This is a genomic window from Streptomyces uncialis (genome assembly GCF_036250755.1).
GTDB lineage: Bacteria > Actinomycetota > Actinomycetes > Streptomycetales > Streptomycetaceae > Streptomyces > Streptomyces uncialis.
The window spans coordinates 8,221,920-8,242,553 of record NZ_CP109583.1 but is presented as its reverse complement, the minus strand read 5'-3'; the positions used below and the strand labels follow the sequence as shown (position 1 = coordinate 8,242,553).

The 20,634-nt window shown below is 75.6% G+C and carries 14 protein-coding genes and 1 pseudogene; 3 read left to right on the top strand and 12 right to left on the bottom strand.

The genetic code is table 11. The annotated features are described in order from the left end of the window. Positions 1-180: 180 nt before the first annotated feature. From OG711_RS34590 to OG711_RS34540, 11 genes and pseudogenes are all read right to left on the bottom strand, one after another. The gene (locus OG711_RS34590) at positions 181-1,965 is read right to left on the bottom strand and encodes an ABC transporter ATP-binding protein (RefSeq protein ID WP_405674388.1); all 1,785 of its coding nucleotides are present in this window, start codon (positions 1,963-1,965) and stop codon (positions 181-183) included. Beyond that, positions 1,962-3,686, bottom strand: coding sequence for an ABC transporter ATP-binding protein/permease (locus OG711_RS34585; RefSeq protein ID WP_329562558.1), 1,725 nt, complete (start codon positions 3,684-3,686; stop codon positions 1,962-1,964). Before OG711_RS34585 ends, OG711_RS34590 begins: the two co-directional genes overlap by 4 nt. Beyond that, complete coding sequence (locus OG711_RS34580) at positions 3,683-5,218, bottom strand: nitroreductase (protein WP_329562557.1); 1,536 nt, start codon at positions 5,216-5,218, stop codon at positions 3,683-3,685. Before OG711_RS34580 ends, OG711_RS34585 begins: the two co-directional genes overlap by 4 nt. A gap of 7 nt (positions 5,219-5,225) precedes the next feature. Beyond that, positions 5,226-6,596: a YcaO-like family protein gene (locus OG711_RS34575; RefSeq protein ID WP_399504581.1), complete on the bottom strand. Its 1,371-nt coding sequence runs from the start codon at positions 6,594-6,596 to the stop codon at positions 5,226-5,228. After that, entirely contained in the window at positions 6,593-8,164 is a 1,572-nt protein-coding gene (locus OG711_RS34570; protein ID WP_329564228.1) for a CocE/NonD family hydrolase, read from the bottom strand. Before OG711_RS34570 ends, OG711_RS34575 begins: the two co-directional genes overlap by 4 nt. 128 nt (positions 8,165-8,292) lie before the next feature. Next, positions 8,293-9,570, bottom strand: a complete 1,278-nt coding sequence (locus tag OG711_RS34565) for a hypothetical protein (RefSeq protein WP_329562553.1) — start codon at positions 9,568-9,570, stop codon at positions 8,293-8,295. A 292-nt stretch (positions 9,571-9,862) separates the two neighbouring features. Further along, positions 9,863-10,000 carry a streptamidine family RiPP gene (gene amiA / locus OG711_RS34560; protein ID WP_178391211.1) on the bottom strand — a complete coding sequence of 46 codons (138 nt, stop codon included), beginning with the start codon at positions 9,998-10,000 and terminating at the stop codon, positions 9,863-9,865. Positions 10,001-10,067: 67 nt separating this feature from the next. After that, positions 10,068-10,884: pseudogene (locus OG711_RS34555) on the bottom strand (ABC transporter ATP-binding protein). A gap of 47 nt (positions 10,885-10,931) precedes the next feature. Next, the gene (locus tag OG711_RS34550; protein WP_073795751.1) at positions 10,932-11,936 is read right to left on the bottom strand and encodes a FecCD family ABC transporter permease; all 1,005 of its coding nucleotides are present in this window, start codon (positions 11,934-11,936) and stop codon (positions 10,932-10,934) included. Continuing rightward, the gene (locus OG711_RS34545; protein ID WP_266517883.1) at positions 11,933-12,979 is read right to left on the bottom strand and encodes a FecCD family ABC transporter permease; all 1,047 of its coding nucleotides are present in this window, start codon (positions 12,977-12,979) and stop codon (positions 11,933-11,935) included. The genes OG711_RS34550 and OG711_RS34545 overlap by 4 nt, the downstream gene beginning before the upstream one ends. A gap of 8 nt (positions 12,980-12,987) precedes the next feature. After that, the gene (locus OG711_RS34540) at positions 12,988-13,974 is read right to left on the bottom strand and encodes an ABC transporter substrate-binding protein (protein ID WP_073795753.1); all 987 of its coding nucleotides are present in this window, start codon (positions 13,972-13,974) and stop codon (positions 12,988-12,990) included. A 95-nt stretch (positions 13,975-14,069) separates the two neighbouring features. On the opposite strand from OG711_RS34540, the gene OG711_RS34535 reads away from it, so the two are divergent. Both OG711_RS34535 and OG711_RS34530 read left to right on the top strand, forming a co-directional pair. Continuing rightward, complete coding sequence (locus tag OG711_RS34535; RefSeq protein WP_266512308.1) at positions 14,070-15,323, top strand: hypothetical protein; 1,254 nt, start codon at positions 14,070-14,072, stop codon at positions 15,321-15,323. Positions 15,324-15,664: 341 nt separating this feature from the next. After that, entirely contained in the window at positions 15,665-16,447 is a 783-nt protein-coding gene (locus OG711_RS34530) for a sulfite exporter TauE/SafE family protein (RefSeq protein ID WP_266512311.1), read from the top strand. 63 nt (positions 16,448-16,510) lie between these two features. On the opposite strand, the gene OG711_RS34525 is transcribed toward OG711_RS34530, so the two are convergent. Beyond that, on the bottom strand, positions 16,511-18,427 hold the full coding sequence (locus tag OG711_RS34525; RefSeq protein ID WP_405674383.1) for a bifunctional serine/threonine-protein kinase/glutamate ABC transporter substrate-binding protein: 1,917 nt from the start codon (positions 18,425-18,427) through the stop codon (positions 16,511-16,513). 237 nt (positions 18,428-18,664) lie between these two features. Here OG711_RS34525 and OG711_RS34520 point away from each other — a divergent pair, with 237 nt between their 5' ends. Next, the gene (locus OG711_RS34520; protein ID WP_329562549.1) at positions 18,665-20,548 is read left to right on the top strand and encodes a glycerophosphodiester phosphodiesterase; all 1,884 of its coding nucleotides are present in this window, start codon (positions 18,665-18,667) and stop codon (positions 20,546-20,548) included. Positions 20,549-20,634: the final 86 nt, after the last annotated feature.

The following is a 20,634-nucleotide window of genomic DNA, read 5'->3' as shown; positions in this document are numbered from 1 at the left end:
CCGAAGGGGCGCGGGGAACTGCGCACAACCCACGAGCGACAGCACAAGACCAAGTGCGCCCAGCCGGACAGACCTCGCAAGCCCGAGCGAAGGCGACCCGCGGGGAACCGCGCAGAACCACCGAGCGACGGCACAGCAACAACCACGCCCACCCGGACGAACCCCGGAAGCCCAAGCGGCTCAACCCCGCTGCTCCCGGTCCAGCACCCGGGTGAACGGACCGGGCACGGCGGTGAGTTCCGCCCACGTGCCCTCCTGGGCCACACGGCCGTCCTCCAGCACCGCGATCCGGTCCGCCCGCCGGATCGTCGCCGCGCGGTGGGCGATGATCAGCGTGGCGCAGTCCGGCAGCGCGGCCAGCAGCTCGGCGTCACCGAGCCCGTCGAGGTTGCTGGTGGTCTCGTCGAGCACCAGCACCCTGGGGCGCGCGATCAGCGCCCGCGCCAGCGCCACCCGCGCGCGCTGACCCCCGGAGAGGGTCGACCCGCGTTCACCGAGCATCGTGGCGAACCCCTGCGGGAGTCCGTCGGCGATCCGGTCGACACCGGTGAGCGCGGCGACCGCGACCAGGTCCGCGTCGGAGGCCGCCGGGGTGCCCAGCCGCAGGTTCTCGCGGAGGGTGCCGTGGAACAGCGGGGCGTCCTGGCCGACGACCGCCACGGTCGCCCGCAGCTCGGGTTCGGCGACCTGGCGCAGATCCACGCTCCGGCCGTCACCGGCCAGCAGTTCGACCCGGCCGTCGGCCGGGTCCCAGAAGCGGGCCAGCAGATGCGCGCAGGTCGACTTGCCCGCACCGGACGCCCCGACCAACGCCACCGTCTCGCCGGGACGTACGAGCAGGTCGAGACCGTCGAGGACGGGCCCGCCGCCGTACCCGAAGCGGACGCCACTGAGCCGGAAGCCCAGCGGACCGTCGGGGACGGGCCGGGGCGAACGGGGTTCGGGCGCGCCCCGGGGCGCCCGGACCGCCGCGCCCACCCGGGCGGCGGCGGCACGCAGACAGGCGGCCTGGCCGAGCGCGGCGGCGGAGTCGGCCACGGGTGCCAGCACCCCGAGGGCGAGGGCCACGGCCGCCGGGACCCACGCGCCTTCCAGCGTGTGCGCGGACACCGCGACGACGGCGACCAGCGAGATCACCACCAGGATGTCCCGGACGGCCGCGGACCGTGCCTCCCGGGTCTGCTCCGCACGCTGGGCGGCACCGAGCAGCCGCCCGTACCCGCGCAAGTCCGCGCGGCGCCGGTCGAACGCGCCGAACGCCAGCAGTTCCGGCAGGCCGTCGACGGTCTCGACCGCCCGCGCCGACAGTTCCGCCGCCGCCGACCGGGTGCGCGCGCCGAGCGCGGCACGGTCGCGGCCTTCCAGTACGGGGCCCAGCATCAGCGCGGCGGCCATCGGCAGCACCGCCGGCAGCAGCCAGGGTTCGAGGTCGGCGAGGACCACCGTACCGGCACCGAACACGGCGGTGGTGGCGAGGAGTTGGGCGACGGCGTGGGCGTAGAAGAACTCCAGTGCCTCGACGTCGGCCAGCGCGGCGGACGCCAGGTCCCCGCTGCGGCGGCCACCGATCCGCAGGGGCGCGCTGCGGGCGAGCCCGTCGAAGACCCGGACGCGCAGTTCGGCCAGCACCCGGTAGGCGAGGTCGTGGGAGAGGTCCATCTCCCACCAGGTGGTCGCCGCGCGGACGAGGACGAGCGCGACAAGGGCGAGGACGGTGCCGGTGCCGGTGCCGGGCGCGGCGCGGGTCATGACGGCCGTGCCGACGGTGTGCGCGGCGAGCACCACAAGGGCGGCGAGCGCGGTCTGTCCGGCAAGCGCGGCGACGAAGGTCCGTACGGTCATGGAGCGATGGGCGCCGAGCACCGGCAACAGGGCACGCAGCGAACCGCGTTCCGGCGAGGGACTCGCAGGAGAACCGGGACCGGGGGCGGCACCGGGTTCGGTGGTGCGGTGGTCCATGGTCATGCCGCTTCCCCCGCCTCGACCAGTCGTGCGTACATCCCGTCGGCGGCCAGCAGGGCGGTGTGGTCCCCGACGGCTTCGACCCGGCCGTCGCCGTCGAGCACCACGATCCGGTCGGCGTGCCGTACGGAGGCGAGCCGGTGGGCGACGACCAGACAGGTCCGGCCGCGTGCGGCACGCAACAGTTCGCGGACGATCCCGGCCTCACGGTGTTCGTCGACGGCGCTGGTGGCCTCGTCGAGGACGAGGACCGGCGCGTCGGCGAGCAGGGCGCGGGCGAGGGCGAGCCGCTGACGCTGCCCGCCGGACAGGGTCGAGCCGCGTTCCCCGATCACGGTGGCGTAGCCGTCGGACAGGGCGAGGATCTCGTCGTGGACGCCCGCCGCGCGGGCGGCGCCGCGCAGTTCGCCGTCGGTGGCGTCCGGGCGGGCGAGGCGCAGGTTCCCGGCGACGGTGTCGTGGAAGAGGTACGTGTGCTGGGAGACCACGGCGATCTGGCGGCGGAGCGAACCGAGGGTGTGGGCGCCGACCTCGGCGCCGTCGAGCAGGACGCGTCCCCCGCCGGGTTCATGGTGCCGCAGCAGCAGGCCGACGAGGGTCGACTTGCCCGCGCCGGAAGGTCCGACGATCGCGGTGGTACGTCCGGCGGCGGCGGTGAAGCTGACACCGCGCAGGGCGGGCCGTCCGGTGCCCGGGTAGGTGAACCGCACGTCGTCGAAGCGGATCTCCGGCCCCTGCCCGGGGCCCGCGGTGAGGTGTCCGGTGTCGGGGACGCCGCCCGGGGCGGTGCGCAGCGCGGCGATCCCGTCGGCGGCCGAGACGCCGAGGTAGCCGGAGTGCCATTCCCGGGAGAGATCGCGCACGGGCCGGAAGCACTCGGCGGTGAGCAGCAGGACGAGGTACGTCGAGGTGGCCGCCGGATGTCCGGCGGCGGCGGACCAGCAGGCGACGAGGACGGCGGCGACGGTGCCGCCCTGGACGGCGAGGTCGGTGATCCCGGTGTCCACGAGCGAGACCCGCAGTTTGGCGACGGTGGCCCGGTGCAGCGTGTCCGAGCGTTCCGCGAGCCGGGCCCGCACCTGGCCGACCGCGCCCAGCGCGCGCAGCGCGGGCATGCCCTGGAGCGCCTCCAGGTAGTCGGCGGCCAGGGCCTCGTAGGCGCCCCAGTGCCGCTCCCCGCGGCGTGCCAGCAGCCGGTCCCACCAGCGGGGGGCGAACAGGGCGAGCAGCAGCGCGGGCGCCAGTACGGCACCCGCCCACGGTTCGAGGACGGTGACGGCGACGAGTGGCGGCAGGGGCAGCACACAGGTGACCAGGAACTGGGGCAGATAGCGGGAGACGTACGCGTCGACCCCTTCGACGCCGTCGACGAGGGTGGCGCGGACGGCACCCGAGCGGACATCGGTGTGCCGGGCCGGTCCGGTGCGGCCGAGCCGGACCAGCAGTTCGTCACGCAGTCCGACCCGTACGGCCGATCCGGCGCCGACGGCGACCCGCCGCTGCCACCGGGTGAGCAGCGCGCGGGCCGCGACGGCCGCCAGGACGGCGGCGAGCAGCGGGGGCAGGCCGGTGAGGTCCCCGCTCGCCACCGCGCCGAGGACGAGGGCGAGCAGGACGGCCTGGAGGAGGTGGGTGCAGGCGGTCGCGGCGAGCAGGGCGGTCGCGAGGAGCAGCGGGCGGCGGGCGGTCCGGGCCGCGCGCAGCAGCTCCGGGTGGAGCATCATCGGGTGTTCGTCTCCTGAGTCGTACGGGCGGTGCGGGCGGTGCCGCCGTCGGAGGCCGCCGGGGTGCCGACGGCCAGTGCGTGCACGATCCAGTCGCGGCCCGGCGGTCCGCCGAGACGGGCACCGAGGTCGGCCTGCTGCCAGGAGCCGACGGGCCGGGACACCAGGCCGAGGGCGGTGGCGGTGAGCTGGGCCCGACCGGCGCCGTACCCGGCGAGGAGGTGTTCGCGGCGGACGCGGGCGGGGGTGGCGTCCCAGGGGCAGCCGTGGGCGAGGAGGACGGCGCCGGTGGCGGCGATCCACCGCTGTCCGGCGGCCCAGACGGCGAGGGTGGGCAGTACGGGTCCGGTGGCGAGGGTGGTCAGCGTGTCGCCCTCAAGTCGAAGAAGGCCGGGTGCGGGGCCGCCCACGGCCACGCACCAGCGGGGCCCGTCGGGGGCGGCCGACACGGCCGCTTCCAGGAGCAGGGCGAGCGCGGCGGACGAGGGCCGGCCGGCGGTCGCGAGGACGTCCGGATCGGCACTGCGGCGGCCGAGGAGGACCGCGTCGGGTGCGGCGGGGGCGCGGGGCGTGGTCCAGCTCCCGGTGCCCTTCCCGGCCGCCGCGAGCCGCGCGAGGATCCGCGCCGCCTCGGCGAGGTCGTCGTCCTGGGGGGATCGTGTCCCCGGGCTCGCGGAGTCACGAGCCGGGGCGGGTACAGGGGCGGGTACGGGTGCCTGGGCGCGCGCGGGTACCTGAGCCGGTGGGGGTCCGGGCTCTTGGGCCGGTACGGGTGCCTGGGCGGGCGCGGGTACGGGTGCCTGGGCCGGTACGGGTACCGGAGCCGGTGGGGGTACCGGTGTGGGTCCGGGTGCGCCTGTCGTTGCCGGTACGCACCAAGGGTCCAGGGTGCCGTCCCTGGTCAGCCGGACCACGGCCAGGACGGCGCCGCCAGGTTCCGTGGCGGGGCGGTCCGTCGAAGGGTGGTCCGTCGAGGGGCCGACAGCCGTAGCACAGCCGGTCGCGGGGCGGCCCGTCGAGAGGCCGACAGCCGTGGCACGGCCCGTCGCCGTGCGGGGCAGCAGCACGCGACCGTCCAGGTCGAGGGTGAACGCCGGTGCGCCGGCCGCCACGAGGGCGGCCACCGTGTGCCCGGTGTCCAGCAGGACCAGCGGCCAGCCGCGGTGCCGGTAGTGGGCGACGGTGCGTTCCGCCCGCGCGTGGAGCACGGCGAACACCCCGGGCGGGGCGGGGACGGGCGCGGCGGCGACCCGCTGGAGCCGGTGTTCGGCGGGCCGGTACAGATAGCGGCCGGGACGCACCCCGCTGCCCGCGCCCATCAGCAGGAGCACATCGACGGGGTGCAGGGCTCCGGCGGACGCGGCGGGCCGCAGCCGGGCCCCGGCGACGGATCGCGCGAGCAGCCGGTCGAGTGCGGCGGGTACGGCCACCAGGACTCCAGGGGCTCGGCGGTGGGCGGGGGGCCGGAGGTCCGGTCCGGGGACGGCCGAGGAGCGGGCCCGCGCGAGCGCGTCGGATATCAGGGTGGGCATGCCGGGCTCACATGTGCGGAGGCGGGACGAGGGTGAAGTCGCCCGGTCCGCGCGGTGGTCGGGAGCGCCAGCCGCGTGCCTCGGCCGCGTCGGCGAGGCGGGGGCAGCCGAGGTACCCGAAGGCGGCCGGGGCGTTGGGGACGAGTCCGGAGACGAGGACCCGGGCGACCCTGAGTTCCGTCTCGGCGATGTCCTCGGTGGTCAGGTCGAGGGTGACCGTCCGGTGGCCGCCCTCGGCGAGGCGCGCGTCGAGACGCGTCCGGCTGCCGGGGGCGATGTCGTGCACCGGGACCGTGCCGAGCGCGGGGTGGGTGAAGCGGCGGGCCAGGGGCGCCGTCCGGGGGTCGAGCCACACCTGTACATGGGCGCCGAGGTCCCGTACGGACGCGAACTCGGGTCCGCAGTCGTCGAGGTAGCGGCGGTCGGCGCGGTGTTCCAGGTACAGACCGCGGGCCAGGGTCCCGGCGTCGACCGCGCGGAACACCCAGCCGTCGGGGTCGAGGGTGCCGAGGGTGAACACCCAGGTGTGCACGGCTTCCAGGACGGCCTTGCGTACCGCTTCGGCGGGGTCGTAGCGGCAGGCGAAGCCCGCCGCGTACAGATCGCGGACGGGGTCGTACGCCAGCGCGGCGACGCACGGCGCGAACTCGGAGGGCATCTCGACAGCGCTGATCTCCAGTCCGCCGCCCGCGAGTTCCCGCTCCAGGCCGGGGACGCTCGCGAGGTCGATGCCCCGGGTGGGCCCGTCGAGCCGCCACCACACCTCCAGGGCGTCCCGCTCCACCACTTCGAGCAGCCCGCGTTCCACGGCGTCGTCGAATCCCTGGCCGGTGGCGATGCCCGCGTAGTTGAGGTGATGGGTGCGCGGGAGGTCCCGCAGGGCGCCCTGGCGCCAGTTGAGGTGGGTCAGCGCGACCGGCGCCCACACTTCCGTACCGGCTTCGTCGCCACGTGCCCAAAGGGCGGGGGTGTCGTCGGTGAGGGGCCGGTAGGGGAAGCCGGGGCGGGCGTACTGCCAGGGGGCGTAGGCGGGCAGGTCCCCCGGTCCGTACACCGTGCGGCCCTCGGCGCGCAGTTCGGCGGCCGTGGCCCGGCGCGGGGCGGATGGATGGCCGGGGGGTGGCAGCCGGTTGCCGCAGTAGCGTTCCACCGCTTCGGCGACGGCGGCGGTCCGAGCGCCCTCCGGGTCACCGAAGGTGGTGCCCAGCGAGACCCGGTCGGCGGGCCAGAGCCCGAACCGGCGCGCGTCCGCGACCTCGGCGGTCATCGCGGTGTAGCGGGGTGGCGCGCCGGTCGGATGGGGCACGGGGGCGACCGAGCGGACGATTCCGCAGACCGGGTCCACGAGTTGGTCCAGGGACAGCGGGGCGGTGGTCACGTGCATATCTCCTGGAGGGGGTCGGTGAGGGGGCGGCGGCCGGTGCGGACGGGTAGCAGCAGGGCGCTGCCGTCGGTGTGCAGGGTGCGCCGGGAGGGGCGCAGCCGGGTGGCGGTCGTCGGGTCGTCGCCGGTGTGCGGGTTGCGGGCGTGGGCGGGGAAGTGGTGTCCGCCGATCTCGACCCGCAGCCGGGTGCCCGCGCCGAGGCGGCGGGCGAGGAAGCCGAGCGGGACGGTGAACGTGACGGGTGTGCCGGGAGGATCGGTGCGGCGCGCGGTGCCGAGGGCGAGGGGCTCGGCGCGGCCACGCGGGTCGAGCGCGACGAGCCGCACGAACCAGTCGGCGGCCGGGGTGTCCGCCGCGACCCGCAGCCGGGCGCACGCGATGCCGAGGAGGTCCAGGGGGCGGGGCAGCGGCGGGGTGAGCAGGAGCGCCCGGTCGGGGTGGGCACGGGGGTCCGTGTCGAGCCGGTCGGAGCGCATGGGGTGGGCGGGGTCGGCGGTGAAGTCCCGGCCGCGCAGCAGCCGTGGCCCGGTACCGCTGCCGCTGCTGACGAAGGGCAGGGCGGTTCCGGTGTCCGGGGCGGTGTCCTGCGGGGTGACCGGGTACCAGTGCTCGCTGCCTCCGAGGGCCACCGCGCCGTGCGCGCCGGGCCGTCCGGTCGGGGCGAGGGCGGCCCGGGCCCAGCGGACGTAGAGCCTTCCCAGGTCGGTCCGGTGGCCGGGCCGGGCCTCGGGCGCGGGTTCCGCGGTGAGCCCGTGGCCCCAGGGGCCGAGGACGAGTCGTGCGGGACCGCCCCACTTCCGCCAGAGGGCGAGCGTGTCGGCGGCGAACGGGTCACGGGTGCCGCCGACGGCGAGGAGCGGGACTCGTCCGTCGGCCCAGGGGGTCCGGTCCGGGGCAGCCGAGGACCAGACGTCCGCCCATGACGGCAGGGGGCGTCCCAGCCGCTCGGGCAGCGCGCTGACGGGGAGGTGTTCGAGGAGGCGGGGGTCGTCGGCGAGCGCCTTGCCGAGGGCGGCGGGGTCGGACCCGGCACGGTCGCCGTGGGCCGCCCACCATCCGGCGCGCCCCAGCAGCCTCTCCACCCCGGACGGTTCACGGGCGACGGCGGCCGGGCCCACGGCGGGAACCGCGGCGATGACCCCGTCGGGGGCCGCGGCGGGCCGGGGCACGGAAGCGGCGGGGGCCGGGGCGCCGGTGGTCGCGGGCGGGGCCGGTTCCGCGCCGGGCACGGCGGTGACCAGCGCGCAGTAGGCGGCGTAGGAGGCACCGACGGCGATCACCCGTCCGTCGGACCAGGGCTGGGCGCGAATCCAGCGCAGGGTGTCGGCGCCGTCGCCGGCCTCGTACCGGTACGGGTGCCAGTCGCCGCCGGACGCGTGGCGCCCCCGGACGTCCTGGACGACGGCGGCGAAACCGTGGGCCGCCCAGGCGCGGGCCTCACCGCGATGACCACGGCGGTCGTAAGGGGTCCGGAGCACGACGGCGGGGAAGGGGCCAGCCCCGGCGGGCAACCGGACATCGGTCGCCAGCGCGGCCCCGGGGACGGGAACCTGTACGGACATGGGGCCGGGTGCAGGGCCGGGTGCCGGACCGGTCGTACCGTCGGTCGGCACGGTGGTCGACGGGCCGGCCATCGGGCCGGACGGCGGGCCGGACGGCGGGCCGGACGGCGGGGCGGTCGGCGGGATGGTCATCGGGGGGCGCGGTCGGCGGTCCGGGGCGCGGGGACGGCCGCCCGGGAACGCGGTGGGCCGGTCACGGTGGACTCGGGTGCGCGGGTGGTGGACGCGGGTGCGTGTGCGGGCACGGCGGGCACCGGTTTGTCGGACTCAGGCGCGATCGACGCCGGTGCGGGCCGATCGGACTCCGACGCGGCCGACGCGGGTGCGGGCGTACCGGCCTCCCGGGCAGGCAACACGGCCGTACCGGACTCCGGCGGGACCGACCTTGGCGTACCGGACTCCGGCGCGATCGCCCCGGACTCCGGCGGGACCGACCCTGGCGTACCGGACTCCGGCGCGGTCGGCATGGCGGGCGCGGAAGCGTCGCGCGGCGGTTCGGCGGATGCCGGGTCGGTGGGCACGGGTAGGGCGGAGGCGGGGGCCGAGGCCGGGTACGGGGCCACCTCGGGGACCGGGAGGACCGGGTGTCGCGAGACGGTGAGCCCCCGTACCCGTACCCGCCGCAGTCGCCGCCGTGCGCTCCGGTCGCCGGACGCCCAGGCGACAAGGTCCTCCATCAGCAGCCCGGCGGTGAGCGCCGCCGAGGCGGTGGAGTGCCCGGAACCGGGGCCTTCGGCGGACAAGGACGCCCAGTACGCGCCGAGTTCATGGTGGGCGGCGGTCGCGGCGAGCCTGCGCAGCCGTACATGGGCGGAGGTGACGTCGTCCGTGGTCGCGGCGAGGGGCTCCAGCCAGGCCGTGTCGCCCTCGCGGTGGCACCGCAGCCAGGCGACGGAGTGCCCGGGCAGCCGGTCGGCCTCGTCCCAGAGTCCCGGCGGCACCGGTCCGTCGAGGCACCAGACGACCACGGTACGACCTGAGCCGCCGGACCGCCGTGCCGTGCGCGGGAGCCGGTCAGGTGTGATCGTCCCGACCTCGGCGCCCTCGTCCCGCGCACAGCGCATGAGGGGGTCGACGAGCACGGGGTCGCCCAGCAGCAACACCTGACAGCCCGTCAACATGCCGGTGCCGAGAGGCTCACGGGTCGCGTACCCCGCGCCCTCGAAGGCGGCGACCAGGGCGTCGAGCGCCGGGTCCGTACCGCCGGACGGGCCGTCGCCGTCGGCGGAGGCCGCGGCGGGTCCGTCAGGAGCCCCGTCCGGGGCGTGCAGCCGTCGGCGCAGGTCCGTCTCGCGCACCTCTCCGGTCGCCACCTTCAGGAACTCTCCGCCAGGGGTGCGGACGGCGAGCCCTCGGCCGGGGACGGTGACCAAGGCGACGCCGGGGGCGAGTCGCACGCTGTTCACGGGGGCACTCCTCGTTTCCTGTGCTGGAACTGCTCGGACTGCTCGAACTGCTGAGACCCCTGGGCCACTTGGACCGCATGGGCCACTCGGACGGGCGGGCTGCTCGTGTTGAAGGCAAGGGGGGGCCGGGCCGGGCCCGCCCGGAACCGTGGTCCGGACGGGCCCGTCCGCGCGTGTCGCCGCCGACGTCGCGGGGCACCGGTCGCGCGAGGCGCCGGTCGCGCGAGGCGCCGATCACGCGAGGCGCCTGCCGCGCGGGCGGCGGCGGAACTGCCCGGTGGTGGTGCCGGTACTACTTCTCGGTGTCGGCGTCGCCGTCCACCGGGGCGTCGTCGAAGGGGTTCTCGACGAGCGCGTTGGAGTGGGTGGCGGACAGGTGGGCGAGCTGGCTCTGGTCGGCGATCGGGCTGAACACGCTCTGCTGGTCCATGAGTCGGGACTCCAATCGTGGAAGGAAAGCCCCCCTCCGGTGTCGTCCGGGGGGAACATCGATGACTCTAGTGAATATGATTTTCATTTTACAAGAGGGGTCTCGTCCTTCACCGGGTGATCCGGGTAACACACGGGCCAGCCCCCTTCCGGATCACGACCCACCCGCCCCACCACACCGAGGACATCGGCGAGCAGCGCGGGCGTGACGACCTCCCGGGGCGGGCCGTCGGCGGCCACGGTGCCCGAGCGCAGGGCGACGATCCGGTCCGCGAATCGCGCCGCGTGCCCCAGGTCGTGGAGCACCATCACCACGGTCAGGCCCCGTTCGTCCCGCAGCCGGGCCACCAGGCCCATCACCTCCAGCTGATGACGCAGGTCCAGATAGGTGGTGGGTTCGTCGAGCAGCAGCACGCGGGTGCCCTGCGCCAGCGCCATCGCGAGCCGTACGCGCTGGCGTTCACCTCCGGAGAGCGAGTCGACCGGGCGGTCCGCCCAGCCGGTCACGCCCACGTCGGCCATGGCGCGGGCGCACACGGGATCGTCGCTGTCGCGGAGCATCCCGAGCGGACCCCGGTCCGCGTACCTCCCCTGCCGTACGAGCTGACGTACCGTCATGCCCGGTACGGCGGGTGCCGACTGGTGGAGCAGCGCGACACGGCGTGCGGCGGCGCGGCGGGAGAGCCGGGTGAGGTCGTCGCCGCCGAGGAGCACCCGGCCGGCCGACGGGCGCAGCAGTCCGGCGCAGAGCCGCAGCAGGGTGCTCTTGCCGCAGCCGTTGAGTCCGACCAGGGCAACGGACTCGCCCTCGGTGACGTGCAGCGTGACCCCGCGCAGGACCTCGTGGCCCGGATAGCCGAACCGCACCTCTTCCAACCGGATCATGTCCCGCTCCTCGCCGTCCGTCCCGGTTCGCCCGGGGTGCTCACCGCTCATGTCCCCTCCTCCCTCGACCGCCGCGCCACCAGGAGCAGCAGCACCGCGCCGACGCCGGTCGTCAGCGCGCCGGTGGGCACGCTGAGCCGGTCGGTGTCCGTCATGTCGGCCAGCAGCCGGGACAGCCACTGGGCCGCGGCGTCCGCCCCGCACACCACGCCCGCGCCGAGCAGCGCGGCGCCGGGCAGCGCGACGCGCAGTCCGGCGCCGAACAGCGCGAAGGCCAGATGGGGCACCAGGAGCCCCACGAAGCCGAGCGCCCCGACGGCCGCCACCGCGCCCGCGGTCAGCGCGACCGCGCAGACGAGGGCCGCCACCCGGGCCGGGCCGGTGCGCAGCCCCAGGGCCGCGGCCTGTTCGTCGCCGCAGCGCAGCAGGGTCAGCGGGGCGGCGAGGGTCCAGGCGGCCAGGGCCCAGAGAAGGGCCCAGGGCCACAGCAAGGTCCAGTGGTCCCATACGCGGCCCTCCGTGGAGCCGACCAGCCACTGGACCACGCTGCCCAGTTCGCCCGGTGCGACGAGCAGCACCATCGCGGTGAGCCCGGACAGCACGGCCGACACGAGCACGCCGTACACGGCGGTGCCTACGGGGTCGTCCGCCTCCCGTCCGGCGAGCAGCCACAGCAGGCCCGCCCCGGCGAAGCCGCCGATCATGGCGGCGGCGACCACGGCGGCCGGTGACTCCCAGCCCGCGAGGCCGAGTCCTGTCGCGGCGACCGCGCCGAGCACCGCGCCCGGGGTGACCCCGGTGACCTCGGGTCCGGCGAGCGGATTGCGCAGCGCGGCTTGCAGCACGGTTCCGGCGAGTCCCAGGCAGGCGCCCGCCCCGAGCGCCACCAGGGTTCTGGGGAGCCGCAGTTCGAGGACGATGTGCCGGGCGAGCGGGTCGCCGCCGCCGCTGAGCACCCGCCATACGTCGGACGGTCCGAGCGCGCGTCCGGCGACCAGGTCGGCGCAGCCGACGGCGACGACGGCGAGCGCGAGGATCAGCAGCCGCTTCATCGGGTGCCTCCGTCCGTCTCGGGGAGGGCCGTCGTGCGCCGTTCCCCCGGGTCGGCGTCCCGGGGCGCGGTGACGGCGGCCGAACGCGTGCGGCGACCGCCGCCGGGCGGCGGGTGGCCGCGTCCCCGGGCCCGGAGCAGGGCGACGCCCGCGGGCACCCCGAGCAGCGCGGTCCAGGCGCCGACGGGGGTCTCGACCGGGGCGAGGGCGAGCCGGGCGGGGAGGTCGGCGCAGGCCACGATGACCGCACCCCAGGCCGCCGACCAGGGCAGCCAGCGGACGGCGTCCGCCCCTGGGCGCAGCCGCCGGGCGAGCTGGGGGGCGAGGAAGCCCACCCAGGCGACCGGCCCGCAGACCGCGACCACGGGTGCGATGAGCACGATGGCGATCGCCAGCGCGGCGAGCCGGGCCCGGCCGACCCGGACGCCGAGGGCGCGCGCGTCGTCGTCACCGAGACGCAGCACCGACAGGACGGGCGCGCACAGTGCCAGGGCGGGCAGCGCGACGGCGAGCCAGGGCCACAGCCCCGTCACGTCGTGCCAGGTGCGCGCCGAGAGACTGCCCAGCAGATAGCGGTAGATGAGCTGGAGGTCGAGCTGGTCGGCGAGCACCATCAGTACCAGCAGCGCCGATTGGAGGGCGGCGGTGACGGCCGCGCCGGTGAGCAGTACGGCGGAGGGGCTGCGGCCGAGACCCGCCGCGAGCAGGGTGAGGGCGCCGCCGAGGGCGGCGCCGGCCAGCGCGAGCAACGGTTGCACGGCGAGCGGTACGGACAGGGCGAGGACCAGCGGGGCGGCCACCCCGAGCGCGGCCCCCGAGGAGACGCCCAGCATCTCGGGGACGGCGAGCGGGTTGCGCAGCGCTTCCTGGAGGACGAGTCCGGCGGCGCCCAGACAGGCGCCCGCGACCAGGGCGAGCACCAGCCGGGGCAGCCGCAGTTCGGTCACCACGAACTCGTGCGGCAGCGCGGCGAGGGGCACATAGGGGGTGCCGAGGGTGAGCGCGCCGACGGCGAGCGCGAGAAGCGCGCAGAGCACGGCCAGGGAACGGCTCACTTCAGCTTGGCCGTGGCCTCGTCGAGGACGATCCCGAGGGACCGGGTGCCGCGGCCCTTGGCCCATACCTCGGGGTCGACCTCGTGCACCGCGCCGTTCCTGACGGCCGGGATGCGCGACCAGAGCGGGTTCTTGGCGAGCTTCTCGGACAGCTTGCCCTCGGCGGGGCCGCCGAAGGAGAGAGTTTCGACGAAGAGGACGTCCACGTCCCGGGCCAGGATCTCCTCCATGCTGTAGGAGCCCTCCACCCCGCGGCTGCGCCAGGGGTAGGAGGCGATCTTGGGGAGGAGTCCGGCGGCGACGTCGTTGCCCTCGGTGGCGACCCCGAAGTTCTCGTCGCTGCCGAAGATGACCAGCGCGGTCCGCTCGCTGCGGGCCCGCTCGGCGCGGGCCAGCTTCTCGCGGAACGCGCGTTCGGCCGCCTCGCCCTCGGTGGTGCGGCCGGTGAGCGCGGCGAGGTCCCGGAGGTAGCCGACACTGTCCTGCCAGCGGGCGGGCTGCACGGGCCAGAAGACCGTGGCGCCCTTCAGCGCGGGGGCGAGCTTGCCGTGGGTGTCACCGAGGCCGATGACCAGGTCCGGCTCGTGGGACAGGATCGCCTCGGCCTCGGGGCTGAGGAATCCGCCGGGGACGACGGGGACGCGCGCCGCCTTGGCCTTGCCCAGGAAGCGCGGGTGGGCGAGGAGTTGGCTGTTGGTGGCGGTGGGGGTCATCCCGAGTTCGGCGAGCATGTCGTCGCAGAGGGCGACCAGGCAGACCACGCGCCGGGGTGGTGCGGGGGTGGCGACGGTCTCACCCTTGGCGTCGGTGATCTTCCGGCGCTCCGCTATGGGTTCGACCCGCACGTCGGTCCGTTCCGAGGCGGCCCGGCCGTCCTCTCCGGCGTCGCCGCCGTCCGTGCTCGTGCCGCAGCCTGCCAGCAGGGCCGCCAGTACGGCGGCGGCGGTCCAGCGCCGGGCCGCCCGCAGATCGTGTCGGGACATCTCTTCCTTCTTTCTTTCACCAAAACAGGCGCTCATGATAATCATTCTCAATAGAATGGGTCACGCCCCCTCCCCCGCCCCGACCAGGAGCCGCCATGCCGCCCGTGCCCGTCACCCCGCCCCGACTCCTCGTCGCCGATCAAGTGGCCGGGAACATACGGGTGCTGGACCTCCCGTCCGGTGAGACGGCGGGGCTGGTCGAGGGCCGCCACCTCGCCGAGCACGCCGGATTCCTGGCGCTGCCCGGGGGACGCACCGCCTTCGTCGACGACCTGGCGGGCGAACTCGTCGTCCTCGACCCCTACGGCCCCGACCGGGGACGGCCCCTCGTCACGGCGACCGTGCCGGTGGCCGTACCCGCCGAACATCTGGCCGCCGACCCGTCGGGAAGGCTGCTCGCGGTCACCACCGGGCTGGGCCGCAACGATGAGCCGTGGAGCGATCTGCTGACCGTGATCGACCTCACGGACCCCGCGGCGCCCCGGTCGGCGCGGGTCCGGACGCGGGTCGGGGAGCCCGGGGTCACGGTCCTCGCCCCGAGCGGGCCCGGCGCCGAGGACGCCCTCGTCGTGCTGCGGCACCGTGAGCCCGGCTCGCTGACCGCCTACCGGCACGCCGATCTGCTGGCCGCCGGGCCGTCCTGCCCGCCCGCCGTACCGGCCGGCGGCCTTCGGCTGTCCGACGACGACGGACACGGCGACGCCCATGACCCGCGCACGGGAACGCTGTACGCCGCCGCCGGTTCGGGAGTCCACCGCGCCCGCCGCGCCGGCGACGGGCTCACCACCGGCACCCCGCTCGGCTGGGGCGGCCCCGGACGCGGCTACTATCTGCGGCTCGACCCGGTCCGCCGGCTGCTGTGGTCCTGCGTCCGCTCCGGTCCCGCCGACCCGGGACGCTGGCCCGAATGGGAGAACGGCGCCTGGTGGCACGCCCTCGACCGGCGCACCACCGGCCGGCTCGCGCTGGGCCGCGGGCTGGTCTTCCGCCTCGCGGTCGCCGCGCGGCGGATCGCCTACGCGCGGGTCCACCCGGAGGGGGACGAGCTGATCCTGCTCGATCCCGAAGGGCCGCGCATCAGCGCGCGGATCGCGCTGCCCCCGATGGACGGCGCGCCCAAGCGGGGCGGCACCCCCTGGGACGGGGTGCAGCGCCGGGCGATCGCCGCCTCACCCGGCGGCCCGCTCATCGCCGTGAGCCGGGGCGGCCACGGCGAGATCGAGGTGATCGACTCGACGGCCGGGACCCATGTCACCACACTGCGGGTGCCCACCCCGCTCGACGACGGCGGCCATCTCGCCCTGGTACAGCCCGGGGACGCGGCCCACGAGGACCCCGTCGGCCGCTGAGACCCGGGACGGGACGGAAGCCGGGCGGCACGGCCGGAACGAGGACGGAGCGGGAACGAGGACGGAGCGGGGACGGAGCGGGGACGGGGACGGGCCGGAGCGGCCGGAACAAGGGCGAGGGCGGAACGAACACGGGCCGGGCACAGGCACAGGCACGGGCTGCCGGATCAGGGACAAGTCGGGGACGGCACGGGGACAGGGACGAGCACGGGCCGGAGCGGTACGGGTACGAGCGCGGGCCGGAGCGGTACGGGTTGCGGGTTGCGGGCCCGGACACGGACGCTGGGGGACGGACGCGGCGGGGATACTGATGGCCGACGTCGTCGCGCCGGGGGGCTGTTGTGGACTGGGTGGCCGGGCTGGGCGGGCTGACCGCCGGACTGCTGATCGCGGTGGTCACCGCGCCGGTGGGGGTGTCGGGCGCGGTGTTCCTGCTCCCGGTCCAGCTCAGTGTGTTCGGCGTACCCAACCCGGCGGTCACCCCGACCAATCTGCTCTTCAACGTCGTCGCCGGGCCCGGCGCCCTGTGGCGCTACCGGCGGCACGGCACCCTGCGCGGCCCGCTGACCCGGCGTCTGGTCCTCGGCACACTCCCGGGTGTGGTCGCCGGGGCCGCGCTGCGGGTGTTCGTCCTGCCCGGTCCCGCCGTCTTCCGGCTCCTCATCGCCGCGTTGCTGCTGCCCCTGGGCCTGTGGCTGTGTGCCCGCACCCTGCGACCGGCCCGGAGGGGACCGGGCGGCGAACCGTCCCCGCGGACGGTCACCGCCCTCGCCCTCGCCGTCGGTGTGGTCGGCGGGATCTACGGCATCGGCGGCGGTTCCCTCCTGGGGCCGGTGCTCGTCGGCCGGGGGATGCCGGTCGCCCGGGTCGCGCCCGCGGCGCTCGCCGCGACCTTCGCGACCTCGGTGGTCGGCGCCGCCACCTTCGCACTGCTGTCGCTCGTCAGCGACGGGACCGTCGCCCCGGACTGGTTCCTCGGCCTGTCCTGCGGTCTCGGCGGACTGGTCGGCGGCTACCTCGGCGCCCTGCTCCAGCCCCGCCTCCCCGACACCGCGCTACGGCTCCTCCTCGGCACCCTCGCCACGACGACCGGGGCGGTGTACGCGGCCCAGACGCTGGCGTGACGTTCCCCCGGGCGGCGCGGCCCGGCGGACACCCGCGCCCCGGGGTCGCGCCCTACCGGTGTGTCACGAGGTAGGTGAGTCCCGTTGCAGCAGCGGGAGGTTGCGCGTCAGGGCCTTCTTCCAGGAACCGTCCGCGATCATCTTGTCCAGCGCCGCCTGCACCCTCTGCTTGAGGAGGCTGTTCGGCGGAAGGCCGATACCGTACCTCTCGTCGCTCATCTTGAAGCCGCCGAGACGGTACTTGCCGGGGTTCAGCTCCGCGTACCCGGCGAGCAGCGCGTCGTCGGTGGTGACCGCGTCCACCGTGCCGTTCGCCAGATCGGTCAGGCACTGGGTGTATCCGGGACGCTCCACGAGCACGGCCTGGGTGGCGACCGTGTTCTGGAGAGTGCGCCCGGGAGAGGTACCGGTCACCGAGCAGACCTTCTTGCCGTTCAGGTGGTACGGCCTGGCGATGGCCATGTTGTCGATGCTCATCAGCACGTCCTGATGGGCCACGAGGTAGGGGCCGACGAAGTCGATCTCCTCCTCCCGGCTTTCGTTCATCGTGTACGTGGCCACCATCAGATCGACCTCCTGCTCCTTGAGCATCGACTCGCGCTCGAAGGCCACGGCTTCCTTCCACACGATGTCGGCGGGGTCGCGGCCCAGATGGCGGGCGATGTAGGTGGCCACGTCCACGTCGAAGCCCTTGAACTTGCCGTCCTGGTCCCGCTCCCCGAAGCCGGGCTGGTCGAACTTGATCCCGACGGTCAGCTGCCCGGCACCGCTCGAACCGGACACCTGGGGCGACTTGGTGGAACGTCCGCCGCCCGCGGCGTCGGGGTCGTCGCCGCTGTCCGGGAGCAGGTTCCACACGAGGACGCCGACGAGCGGGACGGCCACGAGCGCCGCGTACGCGAAGCCGCGTCTGCGCCGGATCCGCCGCGGGTCCCCCGAAGGCGGCGGCCCGGGGGGCCGGGAAAGAACCACGGAGGGCTCCCGCCGGGACGGAGACGGCGACAGGGAGGGGGACGGGGACGAGTCGGCAGGCTCGGCGGGCCGCTCGGGGGGTGCCAGGGCGTAGGAGGTCGGCTCACCGGGAACGGCGTCCGGATCCGGCTGCGCGGCCGGGCCCGGAGGCGTACCGCGCGGGGACCTGGGCACCGCCGTCGTCCCCGACTCCGCTGCGGCCAGCAGTTCGTCCAGTTCCTCGGCGTCGGGCCGCGCCGCCGGGTCCCGTACCAGGACGGCCATCAGGGCCGACGCGAGCGGGCCGGCCTGCCGGGGCGGTGGCACGTCCTCGCTGAGCACCGCGGCGAGGGTGGCGAGGGTGTTGGCCCGGCGCAGCGGATGGCGGCCCTCGACCGCGACGTACAGCATCAGGGCCAGCGACCAGAGGTCGGCCGCCGGGCCGCCGTCCTGACCGCCGACTCGTTCGGGGGCCATGTAGTCGGGGGTGCCGATGACGGAACCGGCGATCGTGAGGGCGGTGGAGCCCTGGATGGCCGCGATGCCGAAGTCGGTGAGGACGGGACGGCCGTCCGGGCGCAGCAGGATGTTCGGGGGTTTGATGTCCCGGTGCTGGATGCCCGCGGCATGCACGGCCCGCAGCCCGGCGAGCACCCCGCGCCCGATCCCGGCCGCCGCCACCGGGGAGAGGGGGCCGCCCTGGTCGAGCCGCTCCTGGAACGAGCCCCCGGTGACCAGCTCCATGACGAGCCAAGGGTAGGGGTGTTCGCCGCCGTCCACGATGTGGTGGATGGTGACCACATTGGGGTGGTCGATCAGGGCCAGGGCCTGGGCCTCGCGCAGTACCCGGGCGCGCAGCGCGCGGGCGCCCTCGGGGTCGTACTCGGCGAGCGCCGGGTCCGGGGGGCGTACCTCCTTCAGGGCCACCTCGCGGTTCAGCGCCAGGTCGCGCGCCCGCCACACCAGTCCCATGCCACCGCCGCCGAGCCGTGTCAGCAGCTCGAACCGGCCGTCGATCACCCGCGCCACAACAAGTCTCCCTCACCACTCGGCCGGGGTGCCGTATCCGGTCACCACGGCCCGCCGGCCCCCCGGACCGGCTCGCGGCCCGACTCTGCCACACCCGGGAAGTGCCTCGACAGCGGATGTGGCAACGAGTGCCCGGAAGGCCGGAAAGGGCCCGGTACGGATGCGGTCACGCGACCGCCGGGCGCTGTTCTCCCACGGGTACACGGCCGTTCGTCCGGGGTCCCTACCTTTCCTGGCATGTCAGTCCGATCGCTTCGTACGTCAGCCGCGTTCCTGGCGTTCCTGGTGACCGCCACGCTCACCGCCCTGTCCGTCCCCGTGCCCGCGGGGGCCGTTCCCACCGAGGAGGGCAGGGGGGCGGCCGGGAAGGAGGTGGTGCTGGCCACCGGGTTCCCCGGTAAGGCGCTGCCTCCTGGATTCCGTGCCGTCGAGGGGAACTGGGAGGTGCGGGACGGCCGGTTGCACGGCTCGTCCGCCCATTCCGGGGTCCTGAGCCGGATCACCTTCGGTGCGCACCTCAAGAACTTCCGGATGGAGGTGACCGCCCGGTTCGAGTCGGTGACGGACCCCTCCCGGTGGGCCGCGCTGGGGCTGGACGTGCCCGCGGACGGTTCGGTGCCGTGGTCGCTGGCCACCGTGCGCAGTGGTACCACCGCCGCGAACGGACTGGAGTTCGCCCGGCGTACGGCCGGGAACACCTGGGACGTGACCGACACCGGACCGGCCCCGTCGGCCGTCGGCACCGGCCGTGACGTGCGGCTCGCGGTGGAGGTCCATGGTTCCCGGGCCCGCTGGTCCGTCGACGGGCGTGAGGCCTTGCGTACCAGCCGGGTGGCCCGTTCGGCGGACGGTGTCGAGGCGCTCGTCGTCAACGGCGCGACCGTGTCCTTCGACGATCTGCGGATCACGGCGCTGCCCGACCGAGGCCATCTCCGGCCGCCGGGTGCCCCGTTGACCGTGATCGCGCACCGCGGCGCCTCGTCCGCGGCGCCGGAGAACACCCTGGTCGCCGACGAGGTGGGTCGCCGTGGCGGGGCCGAGTACATCGAGAACGACGTCCAGCCCAGCAAGGACGGCGTCCCGTACGTGCTGCACGACAGCACCGTCGACCGCACCACCGACGGCAGCGGGGCGGTCCGCGAGCTGACCTCGGCCCAACTGGACGCGCTGGACGCCGGGTCGTGGTTCGGTCCCGCCTTCGCCGGGAACCGGGTGCCCACCCTCGCCGCGCAGCTGGGCGATCTGCGGGAGCGGGGTGGTGACATGCTGCTGGAGATCAAGGGCAGGCACTCCCGCGACGAGGTCGCCACGATCGTCCGGATCATCCGTGAGCAGCGGATGACCGACCGGGTCTTCGTACAGAGCTTCGAGCCCGACGCGCTCCGGTACACCCGTGAGCTGGCGCCCGAACTTCCCCTGGGTCTGCTGCGCGGCACCCTGGACGCCGATCCGGTGGCCGTGGCGAGGGAACTCGGCCTCACCTCGTACAACCCGTCCGACGCGGCGCTGGGCGCGCGGCCCGGGGCGGTGGCCGAACTGCGGGACGCCGGGGTCGCGGTGATGGTGTGGACCGTCGACAGTCCCGACCGCTGGGCGGCCCTGGAGGAGGCCGGTGTGGACGCCGTCATCACCAATCGTCCCGCCGAACTCGTCGGCTGGAACGCGGCGTCCCGGCAGCACCGTCCCACGGCACCGGCCGTGGCGGTGACGTCCCCGGCCCCCGGCGCGCGGCTGGACCGGGCGCAGGTGCCGGTGGCGGCCGTGCAGTCGTCGGGCGCCGCCTCGACGCGGCTGACGCTGGACGGCCGTCCGGTCGAGGCGGGCGAGCCGCTGGACCTGACCGCGCTCGGCGCCGGTGAGCACACCCTGCGGGCCACGGTCACCGGTCCCGGCGGCACGGCCACCGCCGAGTCGGCCTTCACCCTCCGGGCGTCCCGGACCGGGCTGGCCCATCTGATCCTGACCTCGGGCGCCGCCGACCACCATGTCGCGACCCTCACCACCATGCTGGGCCACGGCCACTACCGGCAGCTGGCCCGCTGGGCCGAGCACGGCCGGGGCCTGCCCGCGCCACGCGCGGCGCTGATCGCGAAGGAGGCCCGCGCGCTCGCCGGCGGGTGAGGCGACGGCGCTGCACGAGAAGCGCCGTCAAGTGACCCCGGGGTGCCGCGCGAGCGGACCAGGGATGCCACGCCGACGGACCGCGG

Coding starts and splice junctions, on each gene's coding strand:
- OG711_RS34590 (WP_405674388.1), bottom strand. CDS start 1,965: ATGACCATGGACCACCGCACCACCGAACCCGGTGCCGCCCCCGGTCCC.
- OG711_RS34585 (WP_329562558.1), bottom strand. CDS start 3,686: ATGATGCTCCACCCGGAGCTGCTGCGCGCGGCCCGGACCGCCCGCCGC.
- OG711_RS34580 (WP_329562557.1), bottom strand. CDS start 5,218: ATGCCCACCCTGATATCCGACGCGCTCGCGCGGGCCCGCTCCTCGGCC.
- OG711_RS34570 (WP_329564228.1), bottom strand. CDS start 8,164: ATGTCCGTACAGGTTCCCGTCCCCGGGGCCGCGCTGGCGACCGATGTC.
- amiA (WP_178391211.1), bottom strand. CDS start 10,000: ATGGACCAGCAGAGCGTGTTCAGCCCGATCGCCGACCAGAGCCAGCTC.
- OG711_RS34550 (WP_073795751.1), bottom strand. CDS start 11,936: ATGAAGCGGCTGCTGATCCTCGCGCTCGCCGTCGTCGCCGTCGGCTGC.
- OG711_RS34540 (WP_073795753.1), bottom strand. CDS start 13,974: ATGTCCCGACACGATCTGCGGGCGGCCCGGCGCTGGACCGCCGCCGCC.
- OG711_RS34535 (WP_266512308.1), top strand. CDS start 14,070: ATGCCGCCCGTGCCCGTCACCCCGCCCCGACTCCTCGTCGCCGATCAA.
- OG711_RS34520 (WP_329562549.1), top strand. CDS start 18,665: ATGTCAGTCCGATCGCTTCGTACGTCAGCCGCGTTCCTGGCGTTCCTG.